Source organism: Larkinella humicola (assembly GCF_008727875.1).
GTDB lineage: Bacteria > Bacteroidota > Bacteroidia > Cytophagales > Spirosomataceae > Larkinella > Larkinella humicola.
Genome location: NZ_VTWS01000001.1, coordinates 1209800 through 1222789 on the forward strand (window position 1 = coordinate 1209800; position 12990 = coordinate 1222789).

13 protein-coding genes are annotated in these 12990 nt (G+C 50.4%); 3 read left to right on the forward strand and 10 right to left on the reverse strand.

The window, feature by feature from the left end; translation table 11 throughout:
- Positions 1–3: 3 nt before the first annotated feature.
- A complete protein-coding gene (locus F0P93_RS05210) occupies positions 4–531 on the reverse strand; it encodes a (2Fe-2S)-binding protein (RefSeq protein WP_150875212.1) in 528 nt (175 codons plus the stop codon).
- Positions 532–724: 193 nt separating this feature from the next.
- On the opposite strand from F0P93_RS05210, the gene F0P93_RS05215 reads away from it, so the two are divergent.
- Complete coding sequence (locus tag F0P93_RS05215) at positions 725–1579, forward strand: endonuclease/exonuclease/phosphatase family protein (RefSeq protein ID WP_150875213.1); 855 nt, start codon at positions 725–727, stop codon at positions 1577–1579.
- Positions 1580–1773: 194 nt separating this feature from the next.
- Here F0P93_RS05215 and F0P93_RS05220 read toward each other — a convergent pair whose 3' ends face one another.
- The 3 genes from F0P93_RS05220 to F0P93_RS05230 all read right to left on the reverse strand — a co-directional run bounded on the left by F0P93_RS05220 (position 1774) and on the right by F0P93_RS05230 (position 5416).
- Complete coding sequence (locus tag F0P93_RS05220; RefSeq protein ID WP_150875214.1) at positions 1774–2619, reverse strand: mechanosensitive ion channel family protein; 846 nt, start codon at positions 2617–2619, stop codon at positions 1774–1776.
- A gap of 86 nt (positions 2620–2705) precedes the next feature.
- Positions 2706–3656: a magnesium/cobalt transporter CorA gene (corA, locus tag F0P93_RS05225; protein ID WP_150875215.1), complete on the reverse strand. Its 951-nt coding sequence runs from the start codon at positions 3654–3656 to the stop codon at positions 2706–2708.
- Positions 3657–3685: 29 nt separating this feature from the next.
- Positions 3686–5416 (reverse strand): serine hydrolase, encoded by a 1731-nt coding sequence (locus F0P93_RS05230; protein ID WP_150875216.1) that lies wholly within the window; start codon positions 5414–5416, stop codon positions 3686–3688.
- A 207-nt stretch (positions 5417–5623) separates the two neighbouring features.
- Between F0P93_RS05230 and F0P93_RS05235 the strand changes: the two genes are divergently transcribed.
- Positions 5624–6529 carry a helix-turn-helix domain-containing protein gene (locus F0P93_RS05235; RefSeq protein ID WP_150875217.1) on the forward strand — a complete coding sequence of 302 codons (906 nt, stop codon included), beginning with the start codon at positions 5624–5626 and terminating at the stop codon, positions 6527–6529.
- A 102-nt stretch (positions 6530–6631) separates the two neighbouring features.
- Positions 6632–7396, forward strand: a complete 765-nt coding sequence (locus F0P93_RS05240; RefSeq protein ID WP_150875218.1) for an SDR family NAD(P)-dependent oxidoreductase — start codon at positions 6632–6634, stop codon at positions 7394–7396.
- A gap of 11 nt (positions 7397–7407) precedes the next feature.
- Here the strand turns inward: F0P93_RS05240 and F0P93_RS05245 are convergent, their stop codons facing one another.
- From F0P93_RS05245 to bla, 6 genes are all read right to left on the reverse strand, one after another.
- Complete coding sequence (locus F0P93_RS05245) at positions 7408–7869, reverse strand: DMP19 family protein (protein ID WP_191908729.1); 462 nt, start codon at positions 7867–7869, stop codon at positions 7408–7410.
- Positions 7870–8071: 202 nt separating this feature from the next.
- Positions 8072–8881: a helix-turn-helix domain-containing protein gene (locus F0P93_RS05250; protein ID WP_150875220.1), complete on the reverse strand. Its 810-nt coding sequence runs from the start codon at positions 8879–8881 to the stop codon at positions 8072–8074.
- 271 nt (positions 8882–9152) lie between these two features.
- Entirely contained in the window at positions 9153–9881 is a 729-nt protein-coding gene (locus F0P93_RS05255) for an SDR family NAD(P)-dependent oxidoreductase (protein ID WP_150875221.1), read from the reverse strand.
- Between the two features lie 19 nt (positions 9882–9900).
- Positions 9901–10896, reverse strand: coding sequence for an SDR family NAD(P)-dependent oxidoreductase (locus F0P93_RS05260; protein WP_150875222.1), 996 nt, complete (start codon positions 10894–10896; stop codon positions 9901–9903).
- A 410-nt stretch (positions 10897–11306) separates the two neighbouring features.
- Entirely contained in the window at positions 11307–12068 is a 762-nt protein-coding gene (gene map / locus F0P93_RS05265; protein WP_150875223.1) for a type I methionyl aminopeptidase, read from the reverse strand.
- A 59-nt stretch (positions 12069–12127) separates the two neighbouring features.
- Positions 12128–12865: a BlaB/IND/MUS family subclass B1 metallo-beta-lactamase gene (bla, locus tag F0P93_RS05270; protein ID WP_150875224.1), complete on the reverse strand. Its 738-nt coding sequence runs from the start codon at positions 12863–12865 to the stop codon at positions 12128–12130.
- Between the last annotated feature and the right edge of the window lie 125 nt (positions 12866–12990).

The following is a 12990-nucleotide window of genomic DNA, read 5'->3' on the forward strand; positions in this document are numbered from 1 at the left end:
GCGTCAGGCGTTGGGGTCAAGTTGCATCACTTCCTGAATGGCATCGACAATGTGGGGATAGGCTCCACAGCGGCAGATGTTACCACTCATCAATTCCCGAATGTCGTCGGCGGTTTTCGCACGGCCTTCCTGCATCAGTCCAACCGCCGAACAGATTTGACCGGGCGTACAGTAACCACATTGGTAAGCATCGTGTTCGATAAAGGCGGTTTGCAACGGATGCAGGCCGTTTTCTCCGGCAAGTCCTTCTATGGTGGTGACGTCCGAACCATCCTTCATAACGGCCAGCGTCAGGCAGGAGTTGATCCGTTTGCCATCGACCAGCACCGTGCAGGCTCCGCACTGGCCATGATCGCAGCCTTTTTTCGTACCGGTTAGGTTGACGTATTCACGGAGGGCATCGAGCAACGTCGTCCACGGTGCCAATTCCAGGTGGTGAACGGCGCCATTAATGGTGAGCTTGACGGCGTGTTTTTCCGGCAGCGAAGGTGCCCGGCTCGCTACAGAGCCGGGGGATAGGGTCGTTTGCATAGTGCGTGGTTCATAACGTACCAGGCTAAGCGACGGAAGCGGTTAAATGTTGAAGAATACAGTTATTTGTTAGGCTCCGGCCCAAGGAAGGCGCTGGCACCACCTTGCCCATTCTCGAAATATTAGCCGGTTTGATTGGTTTTCCGGTTATCGACGGCGTACTTCGTCGCAAACAAACTAAATCCGCGCCCTTATGAAATTGGGATTAGTAGCTGCCCTTTTATTCTGTATGCTGTCAGGTGTTTCAGCCCAGACAGTTTCCCGGTTTCCGCTGAATGTGTTGTCGTTTAATATTCGGTACAACACGCCACAGGACGGGTTAAATGCCTGGCCGAACCGGAAAGAAATAGCCGCCAATGTGTTCACCGCTTATCAGGTCGATTTTGCCGGTTTGCAGGAAGCACTCGCCGGGCAGATCGCTGATTTACAGGATCAATTGCCAGCGTACGCCTGGATTGGCGTGGGTCGGGACGACGGGAAAACCCAGGGCGAATTTTCGCCGATTTTCTACAACAAGCAGAAATTTGAGGTACTGAAACAGGGCACGTTCTGGCTCTCCGAAACACCCGGGGTGCCGGGCAGTAAATCCTGGGAGGCCGCTTTTCCCAGGATCGCCACCTATGCGGTTTTTCAGGACAAACGCAACGAAAGTCAAGTCTTTGTGATCAATACGCACTTCGACCACATCAGCGAAACCGCCCGCCAGAACAGTGCAAAACTGCTCATTGGCAAGATCAAAGAATTGAGCAACGATCTCCCGGTGATTCTGACCGGCGATTTTAACACGCCCGACGCGTCGCCTTCCATCAAGACTTTGACGAGTGACCCGACATTCAAACTCACCAACTCGGAAAGCCTGTCGGAAAACCCGCATACCGGCGGCACCAGTACCTTCAACAACTTCAAAACCGACCAGCGCGGCCCGGTGATCGACTTCATCTTTGTCGGGCCGGACGTTGCGGTGCAACGCCATGATTACCTGCCCATTTTAAAAGATCAGGTTTTCATTTCCGACCACTGGCCGGTTTTGAGCAGGTTGATTTATTAAAATTTTGGAATTGATCGATTGATGCTGTGCCATCGGCATGGGATGTTTGTAGAAAAAGTAGCTCAACTAACCCTTCGCACGTGCCTCTGGGTACGTGACTCCTAACTTGCCTACTCAGAGGCACGCGGGTGCATTAGTAGTTGCTTTTTCTACAAACATCCGTCCGCTACGCGACCAAAAACGCCTAATGTGCGTTATTTCAGCTTGCCGACTGAGCTAAAATCGCCAATCACCGTAACACTCGGTTCCGGCCCTTTGATGCCGTCTTTACCAAACTGGCGCGCGATGCCCTCGTGAACAAAATAGTAGGTGTCCCAATAGTCGGCACTGTTGCACCAGACCCGGACGTCGAAATGAAACGCCAGCTCGGTTAGTTTGGTCACCAGAATGTCGTGTTCCCGGTTTTTCAATCCAGTCGGACAGGCATCCACCACGCGTTTGATCGACGCCTTGACCGCATCGACGGCATTGGAATTCCCGGCGGCAAAAACCATGTCGACCCGGATCGTTCCTCTGCCGGAAATGTTGGTTACCGGTGACGTTGACAGTGCTCCGTTGGGCAGAATGATTGTGCGGTTGTCGAGCGTTACCAGAATGGTGTTGAAAATGTGAATGGCTTCCACATTACCCGTAAAGCCTTGAGCCGTAATCAGATCGCCCACCCGGAACGGTTTGAACGTCAGAATCAGCACGCCACCGGCAAAATTGGCCAAACTCCCCTGTAGCGCCAGACCCACCGCCAAACCGGCGGCACCGATGATGGCAACAAACGAGGTCGTTTCGACGCCCAGCGTACTGGCCACACTCAGCAACACCAGCACCTTCAAAATAGCACCCACCAGCGACAACAGAAAAGGCTGAACATCCCGGTCGACCTGCCGTTTGTTCATTACAGTGGAAAGCATTTTTACCACTTGATTGACCAGCCACAGGCCGACAACCAGAATAACAATGGCTAACAGAATTTTGAAACCGTACAGTGTAGCAAACGCGACGATCTGGCCGAGAACGATTTGAAAGGACGATTGGGTGGGTTCCATGCAGTTGTAGTTTTAGTTCCTACAGTTAAGAAGCAGGGAACCCCGAAAAGTAACGTATTCCTGACTATTTATTCGCTCTGGATGATTTAAAGCCAGTTTTTTCGTCTGAAAATCAATAAAGTTACCAGCGACGACAGGACGATGGAACCCAGCGCGATCGGATAGCCCAACTTCCAGCTCAGTTCCGGCATGTTGGTAAAGTTCATTCCCCAGATGCTCGCCAGCAAGGTCGGTGGCAGAAAAACCAGCGACACGACGGTAAAGATTTTGACGATCCGGTTTTGCTCCAGGTCGATCAAACCGAGGTACGTATTTTGCAAAAACTCCAGCCGTTCGAAGATGAAATTCGTGTGGTCGATCAGGGAGTTGATGTCTTTGATGAGCGTTCGAAGCCGCTGCTGTTCCTCGTCCGTAAACCAGCCGTCGCTGCGAATCATAGAAGTAATCACGCGCTGTTTATCGACCACGTTTTCCCGAATTGACATCGTTAGCTCCTGATAATCGTTGATTTTCAGAAGCATTTCACGATCCAGGTTGGCTTCCAGATCCAGTTGGCGGTTGATGGATTTGATTTCCAGCGACACCACCTCGATCAAATCGGCGTCGTAATCGATCCGGGATTCGAAAATCGTGATCAGAATCTGCGCCCCGTCGTTGAACATCGACCGGCGCGACTTGATCCGCTTGACGGTATCGGCAAACGATTTCAGATCGGCGTTCCGGTACGTAAACAACGTCTCGTCTTTCAGCATGAAACTGACCGGCACCGTCACATACATCTGTTCCTTGTCGGGAACCATGAAGTTGGAGTTCGCAATCAGGAAATCGTCTTCCTCGATGTAGCGCGAACTGCTTTCGATCTCGGACTGCTCCTGCTGCGTCTGGAAATTAACGTCAAATTTATCTTCTACGCTCTTGGTTTCTTCGCGCGTCGGGTTCTGTAAATCAACCCAGAGGGTGCGCTCGGTATCGGAAAACGAGTCAATATCCCGAACCTTCCGAACTGCGGCTTCATCCTGTTGGAATATGCGAATCATAGAATACGGTTACATCTCTAAACAATCATTTAAGGAATCCGCTTGCCCGGAATGTCGCGTCCGTTCTGGTGAAGCACCAGTTGAGTCACCTGCCCTTTGTCGTCCTTCACGAACGTCACCTGCGCCGGAACCACTTTGAGGTAAAACTTGGTTTCCGATTCCGGAAAAAGCTCAAAGCGGTCCTGACCGGTGGCCTGCGCAAACAGTTGCGTGTCCGTCCGGGTCACGGTAATGCTGAAAGTCGGCGCCAGCTCGTATTTACCGACGTATTTTTCAAGGATTTCGGCCGACACCGTCGCATCCTTCGGACCTGCTACCTTTTCGCCCAGCGTTTTCAGGACTTCAAGGCCATTGGTGTTGCGCGGATTCAGTTCCACCGACTTCGTATAATCCTTGATGGCCAGTTCTTTATCGCCGTTTTTCAGGTATGCCTCACCCCGGCTATCATACACATTAAACGACTGGGGATAGGCTTCCACATTGAGATTAAAAACCGCCAGGGCTTCCTTCATTTTGCCTTCCCGCATTAAATCGTAGCCCAATTCGTTCATTTCGTCCTCGTTCAGGGAATACGCTTTGTCCGTTTTTAGCTGCGCAAATTGCTGGAGGGCTTTTTCCAGCGATGCCGTCGCAAGGGTTTGCCGGAGGGCCGTCGCAATGGATTTTTTCGGTTTCTCATAGGGCTGGTCGTACAGGATGTTCAGAATATTGGCCTGTATGGCACCCAAAACCGTTCCGCCGGTATTGTTCAGCAAAATAACCGTGTGTTTGTCATTGGGAAGCCGGGTGAACTGGGTATTGAACCCGTTGATGCCTCCGCCGTGGGAAACGATCAGAACGCTGTCTTTCCGCTGCCCGATCTTCGCGTTACCCACGCCCCACCCATAGGCATAATGCGCCAGCGCGGGCGTAAAAAGAGCCTTTTTTGAAGCTGCTGACAGCAATTTGTCCGTATACAAAAGCTGATCCCAGCGATACAGATCTTCCACGGTCGAATAGAGCGAACCGGCGGCATACGGAATTGTCATGTCCAGGTAGGGCGCATTGACATAACCGCCCCCCCGTTTTTCGTAGGCTGCCGCCCGTTTGGGCAGAATCGGACCGGGCAAATCATAGCCCGTATCCTTCAGTTTCGCCGGGGTGAGAATACCCTCCTGCAAAACCGTCGCGTACGGTTTGCCGGTTACTTTTTCAATGAGAACGCCCAGCAGAAAATAGCCGGAATTGCTGTAGGAAAATTTGGAACCGGGTTCAAAATCCAGCGGCAGATCGGAGAACTTCTTCACAAACGCTTCTGGCGCGTACGGGTCGCGGCTCATCGTTTCAAAAAACCGGGGAAAATTGGTATAGTTCGGAATGCCCGACGTGTGAGTGAGTAGGTGGTGAACGGTTATTTTATCGCCGGTCGCTTTGGGATAATCGGGCAGGTAGGTCGTGATTTTCTCACTGACTTTCAATTTCCCCTGATCGACCAGTTGCATGATGAGAAAAGCCGTGAATTGCTTGGTGACCGATCCCAGCCGAAATTTGGTGTCGGGCGTGTTGGGAATGTTCCACTCCATGTTAGCCAGGCCGTAGCCTTTCTTCATAATTACCTTGCCGTTTTCGGCCACCAGCACCGTTCCGTTGAACTGCCGGTTTTCGACGTACTGGCGCATGAGTTCCTCTATTTTCTCCGCCTTTTTCTGGGCAAAGGCGTACGGAACCATGAAAACCGTGAGAACAAATGCCAGGATTCGAGTGGTAAATCGTGTGTTCATGAGCTTGTTGGGAAGCGGTTAAACTGAAGGAGGAAGGTCGCTACCGGAGCGATTGCCAAATCTACTCCATTCTGTTTGAATTTGACAAAGTTACTCCACGGATGGCAAGCCTTTTATCCAAAATAACGCCCGGCAAAACCAACCGGTTGGGGCAAATAAAATCCCCGCCAACTTTCGTACATTTGAATTTCGCAAACGAGCAGGAACATGGAAACCACGACACTGGAAGAATTTTACAAGGAAACCGCTTCGTTGATCCCGGAAGGAATCAGCAAAGAGATCGGTCATTTCAATGTTTTCAAAATCGACGAGGTCGCGGCTCAGCTCAAAGTAAAACCGGTGATGCCCTACAACCGGCGAGCGTATTACAAAATCAGCCACATCAGCGGGCGTAACCGAGCCGAATACGCGGATAAAGTAATTCATATCGAGAAGAATGCTCTGCTCTTTGCCACCCCAAAAATACCGTATCACTGGGTTCCGCAGGACGAAAACCAGGCAGGTCACTTCTGCATTTTCACGGCCGATTTTCTGGTTCAGACCAAAAGCGGGGTGGTGTTGGACGATCTCCCGATCTTTCAACCCGGCGGTTATCCCATCTTTCAGCTTACCGACGAAGCGTCGGAAGACATCGCGTATATCTTCCGCAAGATGGACAAGGAACTGGCCTCCAATTATGCCTTCAAATACGACCTGCTGCGAAATTACGTCCTCGAACTAATTCATTACGGACAAAAGTTGCAACCCGAAACCGCCCTCTATCCGTCGCACACGGCCTCGGCCCGGGTGTCGTCTCTGTTCATCGAACTCCTGGAACGGCAGTTTCCGATCGAATCTCCGCACCAGAAACTCAGCCTGCGCACGGCCAGGGATTACGCAGAACGGCTGGCGGTTCACGTCAATCACCTGAACAAAGTGCTGAAAGAAAGTACCGGCAAAACCACCACCGACCTCATCAGCAGCCGGATCGTTCAGGAAGCCAAGATCCTATTGAAGCAAACCGACTGGAACATTTCCGAAATTGCCTATTCGCTGGGATTCGAGGAAGTGGCTCACTTCTCTAATTTTTTCAAAAAACAGACCGCCTTCACTCCCATCGCCTTCCGGTCCTGAACCGCCTGATTTGAATTTTGCAAAGGATGGATTGATGCTTGCAAACCGTACCCGACGTTGGCCCGCTACTTTTGTTTCAGGCAATTGAAACAAAAAACAACCATGGAATCACAACGTAAAATAGCCCTGGTCACGGGCGGAAGCCGGGGATTGGGTAAAAATATGGTCCTGCGTCTGGCTCAACAGGGAATCGACGTCATTCTGACGTACAACAGCAAAAAAGCAGAAGCCCTGGCGGTGGTAGCCGAAATTGAACAAACCGGTCGGAAGGCGGCCGCTCTTCAACTCAATACGGGCGACGTCAAAAGTTTCGACGGTTTTTTCACCGACTTATCGGCGGTTTTGCAAGACACGTTCAAAACGGATCACTTCGATTTTTTAATCAATAATGCCGGTATTGGACTCTACGGCTCGTTTGCCGAAACGACGGAAGAAGCCTTCGATCAATTGATGAACATCCACCTGAAAGGCGTCTATTTTCTGACCCAAAAAGCGTTGCCCCTGATCCAGGACGGAGGTCGCATTATCAACCTGTCAACGGGGCTGGCCCGGTTCAGCCTGCCCGGTTATTCGGCCTATGCGTCCATGAAAGGGGCCGTCGAGGTGCTGACGCGCTACCTGGCAAAAGAGTTGGGCGCACGCGGCATTGCCGTCAACACCGTAGCACCGGGAGCCATCGAAACCGATTTCGGCGGTGGCGTAACGCGCGACAACCCGCAGGTCAATCAGCACATTGCCGGTTTAACCGCCCTGGGCCGGGTTGGACTTCCGGACGACATCGGCGGGGTTGTGGCCTTCCTCTGTACGGAAGAAGCCCGGTGGATCAATGCCCAGCGAATCGAAGTGTCGGGCGGTCAGAATCTTTGAGGGGATCGGGATCAGTTTTCCCGCGTTTTCAGTCCACTTACACTCAGCTTTGTTTCGATGTGCAGAAGCAGTCGGTTTTCCAACGCTTTTTCTTTCTCGTAAAACAATTGATCGAGTCGATCCAATAAGTCATCATATTTGCCCTCGGGCCAATGGTTGATCACCTCGTTTCGTTCTTCAATGTCTTTCGGTGGTTGTCCGCCTTGAAATAAGGTGTTGACTTGTACTAAAAGATCGGCGATATCCGGAAAACCGAGTGTGTGCAGATCCTGAATGGTCTCCTGATTATAGTCGGCGTCGGAATTGTAGTAGTGGCTGATTAACCCACCGTTATCTACCGCCCCGATCAGCGACTCAATCGTAAACCAAATTCGCTCATCTGCTGACAGCAAATCGATGTCTTCCAGTGCTTTATCGAAAAGTTTTTCCCGGTCTTGCTGGAAGTCTGCCAGCGTTTTGTTGGTTGCTTTCATTTTACAGTATGACTTTTTCTTACTAGAATTTGCCTTTCGATTGGGATAGCAACGCGGATTGAACGGATTTACACGGAGAATATCCGTTTTGATCTGCCCGATCCGTTGAATCCGCGCTGCTATAAAAATCCTTTCCGCACGACAATCACATGGACGCCATTGGGCCATTGGGCCTGTTCATCGTTTTTAAGTTTAATTATGGTCACTTTTGCCCCAGCAAGGTGGTCGGCGCATACCCAAAATGCTTTTTAAAGGCATACGAAAAGTGCGACAGGTTTTCGAACCCCACTTCGTAGCAGACATCGATCGGTTTCTTCTTTTTTTCGATAAACTGGTAGTGTGCCAGTTCCAGCCGCTTTTGGGTAAGCCACCGCTGCGGTGTGACGTTGAACGCTTTGCCAAAATCCCGTTTGAAGGTGGTCAGGCTGCGGCCCGTCAGGTAGCCGAATTTTTCCAGCGGCAAATTGAACATAAAATTCTTTTCCATGTAGCTGACCAGATCGATTTTACCGGGTTCTTCGAAATTGGCCAATACGGAATCGATTCCCGGGTCGATCGCCCGGAGAATGTGGATGGCTTCGGTGATTTTCAACGAGGCAATCGTTTCGGGAAGATCCGTCATGTCGAAATACGGCACCAGGGAAGCCAGACAACTTTCCAGCAACGGGTGGTTGTTGAACCCATAGATTTTCTGCGATTCCGAAGCATTGGGTTTCACCGGCCGGTTGGCGTAAAAATCCCTCAATCTGGTGGTCGTCAAATGCATGACGACGGTTTTATGCGGCTGGCCGTCTTTCGGATAATTGATGATCGTTGCCAGTTGATTTCTGGGAATTAAAAAAATATCGCCTTTCTTAAAAAAGTAGGTGGCATCGGCCTGCACAATTTTGGTTTCCCCCGAAATAAACCAGATCAGCATGTGGTGGTCGAACAAAATGTCCGATTTGAAAAACCGATCCTCGTACCAGGAAAGTTTGATGTCGTCGGTGATGTATTTGGCCTGATAGTCCATGGTTTTTTTGCTTTAATTAAATTACAGAAGCGATCCATTCCCGTATTGAATAAACAGCGGAGCGTCGCCGGGCCGCCGGAGCGGTAGAAAAGAATGACCCGTTTTTCCAGCGTGCCTGGCGGCACGCCCGGTACGGAATGATCGTATTATCTACCGCTCCGGCGGCCCGGCGACGCTCCGCTGTGGAGCCCCCAATGGGGCAGCGAACGAATCGGTTGTCAACGAGATAATTGAATACTAGAAAAATCGATACAATGAAAAACGCTTCTGGCTATACGGATTGCCCACCGTCGATCAGAAAATTTGAACCGGTGATATAGGCGGATTCATCACTGGATAAATACGCAATCAAATCCGCTACCTCTTCAGCTTTGCCTAATCTTGACAGCGGGATACTGTTGACCAGTTGCTTTTCCAGCTGATCGTCCAGACCAATTTTATGCATGATCTCGGTAGCGATCGGTCCCGGACTGACGGTATTGACCCGGATTTTGCGGGGTGCTAGTTCGAGCGCGGCAATTTTGGCAACTGCATTGATGGCTGCTTTACTTGCCGCATAGACCGATGCACTTGGCGGAGAAATGGTGGCCGATGTGGACGATAACAACACCACGGACGCGTTGTCATTCAGAACAGGAATAAATTTACTCAGCGTAAAATAGGCCCCCTTGAAATTTACATTCATGATTTCGTCGAACATCGTTTCAGTCATCTGTTCAATAGGCGCAAACTTGGTGATGCCTGCATTGATAAGCAAAATATCGATTTTACCACATTGTTCGGCCACATCCGCTACCAGCTGGTCAATGTCGGCTAAACTGGATTGATCAGCCAGTAAACCGGTCACCTGTAAGGCTGCTGCCGCCTGTTCAACCGCTTCTCTTCGTCTACCGGTGATAATGACGTTGGCCCCTTTTCCAAGGAGTGTTTTTGCGGTGGCATACCCGATCCCGCTGTTGCCGCCCGTGATGACGGCAACTTTATCTGTTAACGTTTTCATTGTACGATTTTTAATCTGATTAGTTGATCTCGAAGGTGATTCCGCTCATTTCCTCGCTCCAGGTCCACAGGCGTTTTGCGTCGGCTTCATCGACTGAATACCGTTTCACGCCCGTTGACATTTCGGTGTCGGAAGCCAGCCCGGCAACCTCAACATTTTCGCAGTATACCCCGCCGACCGCATCGAGCAAGGGACTGGTAGCACACCAAACCGTCGTGGCTGCGCCCTGGGGAATGGTTTTGAGGGAAGCAGCTACTTCCGGCAGCATATTCCCATCGGCATCCAGAAATCCCATTTGCTGAAACAGTACCAGGGGAGCTTCCCGGCCTAATTCCGTGCCGCCGATGGAACCGGGGTGCAACGAATACGCCCGAACGTGGAAGGCGCTGGCCCGGTTGTCGAGTTCAAGGGCGAATAAATTGCTGGCGGTTTTCGATTGCCCGTAGGCTTGCAGCGTTTCGTAGTCCCGGTTCAGAAAATTGGGGTCATTGAAATCGAAGGGCGCGAATTGATGCCCGTGCGAGGACACGTTGATCACGCGGGCGCCATTGGCTTTTTTGAGGGCGGGCCATAGCCGGGCCGTGAGCTGAAATTGTGCCAGATAATTGGTTGCCAGTTGCGATTCGATACCCCGGCTATCCCGGCGCAGCGGCACCCACATGATGCCCGCATTGTTGATCAGCAGATGAAGCGGCCGACCCGATGCCCGGAATTTTTCGGCAAAGGCGTCGATGGAGGCCGGAGTCATCAAGTCCATCGTTTCCAGTTCGACGCGGGGAATGCCGGCCAGATTTCTCTTTGCTTTTTCGGTGTCCCGCGCCGGAACGATGACTGTGGCTCCGGCGGCTGCCAGTGTTTTGGTGGTTTCCAGACCGATGCCGGTGTTCCCCCCGGTTACGATGGCGATTTTGCCGGTCAGGTCAATGCCTTTGATGACGTCGCTGGTCGTGGTGCTAGCGTTGAATCCTGAACCGATCGGCTGCTGCAACGCGCCCTGATTATTTGTTTGTCCCATGATTTAAAACCGTTAATTGTTTTTGTTGGGACAAAATTAGGCAGGGCGGTTCTGAGCGACTTTGTTTAAACGTCCGAATATACTTTGTTTAAAAGGCCGGTTTGTTAAAAGATGTCCGTTTGTAGGACTTACGTTTGATAATTCTTTACACTTTCGCTTTTGCCCCTAAATCCCCTAAAGGGCAGGGTTGTTAAGTTCTTCCGCTTTTCGCCCCCAACCCCCTAAAGGGGGCTAAAACATCCGGATTTCGAAGCCCCCTTTAGGGGGTTGGGGGCGAAAAGCGGATCGATACGATCCTAATTTCCAGAACTTAACAGCCCTGCCCTAAAGGGGACTTTTAACATCCAGATTAAGCCGCGTCCAAGTCCCCTGTAGGAAATTTAGGGGCAAAAAGACGAGTTTGCGCTTTTCTACCAAATGTCATTCATTTCAGTCAGCACCAGTGGTTTGCCGTCCGTAACCACAATGGTATGCTCGTGTTGGGCCATAAAACCGCCCTTGTTTCCAACCATCGTCCAGCCGTCCTGCTGGGTTTCGGCATAGGTAGAAGTCGTTGAAATGAACGTTTCAATGGCAACGACCGAATTTTTCTTAAACCGGGTTGGATTCGAGCGATCCCGGTAATTGGCTATTTCGCGGGGTTCTTCGTGCAGGCTTCTTCCGATGCCGTGTCCCGTCAAATTTTTGATGACTTTGTACCCCCGTTTTTTGGCTTCCGTTTCGATCAGATGCCCGATGTCGGCAACGCGAACCCCACCTTTGATCGTGTAGATGGCTTTCTGCAAAATCTGCTTCGAAGCGTCGATCAGCTTCTGGTGTTGGTTGACATCTTCGCCCAACACAAAGGAGCCGCCGTTGTCCGACCAAAAACCGTTCAGTTCAGCGGAAACATCAATATTCACTAGATCGCCCTCTTTCAGAATGGTGTTGTCGGACGGAAGACCGTGGCAAAAGGCGTGGTTCACACTAATGCAGGTCCAACCGGGAAATTGATAGGTTAAATAAGGGGCGGATTTGGCTCCAAAATCCGCCAGGATGGTTGCACCATAGTCGTCCAGTTGTTTGGTGGTCATACCGGGTTGCGCATAGTTTCGCATTGCTTTCAAGGTGTAAGCAACTGCTTCACTGGCTTTCTGCATTCCGATGAGTTCCGCTTCTTTCGTTATTGACATCGTCGTTTGATTGGTCTGTTGATTTGGGAACGGCGTGCACTGCGATTACCAAACCGATGTTAACGGTGGTTTTTCTTTTCAAGTTCTTTGGCCATCTTCAGAGAATGCTTCAATGAATTCAGGTTGTTCCAATCGCTATGAGCGATGATAATGTATTTTGGATTTCTGTATTTTTTCTGAACCTTTTCCAGCGTAGTCGCATATTCGGTGACACTTCCATCGTCTAAATAGCCCAAATTATCCGCATCAACCCCTTTGATTAAGCAGCCACCGTAGAGAATTTTTTCGTTTTTAAACCAGATGACAATATTGTCTTCGGTGTGGGCCGGTCCGGGGTAATACGTTTCAAAAGCATAGGGGCCGACCTGAAAAACCGTATCCTTGGTCATTAAAAATTCGGCCCTTTTTTTACCGTTCTTTTTACTTAATTCATCGGTAAGAACCGTCGTATAGGTTTTTATGCCCTGCTGCCGGTAGTATTCGAGTCCAGCCGTTTTGTCGCTGTGCCAATGCGTTGCAAAACACATGATCACGTTTTGGTTGTGCTTTATTTTTATGCTATCGAGCAAGGGTTGAAATTGCGTGGTGTCCCAGGGCGTATCAAACAGAACAACACCCTCTTTCGTGACCAGGTACATTCCGTTTGCCGGTACCTGAGAGTTTTGGTAGGTGTTGTAGGTTGTGTAAATATAAAAGTCTCCCGTCAGGTGCGCCATCTTAAGTTTTTCGGGTTTTGCCTGTCCAAACAGATTGATTAGCATGAAAAGGAAAGCGATGGTCAAGATACTTGTCCGCATGTTGCTCGTATAAATTAGTTGTTGATGGTTTGTAAAATTACCACGATCTGGTAACTAGACGAAGTTTGGGTTGGTTTCCTTCGGACAAACAAAAGGTAATTTTGCCAACAAAAAAAGGAACCCCA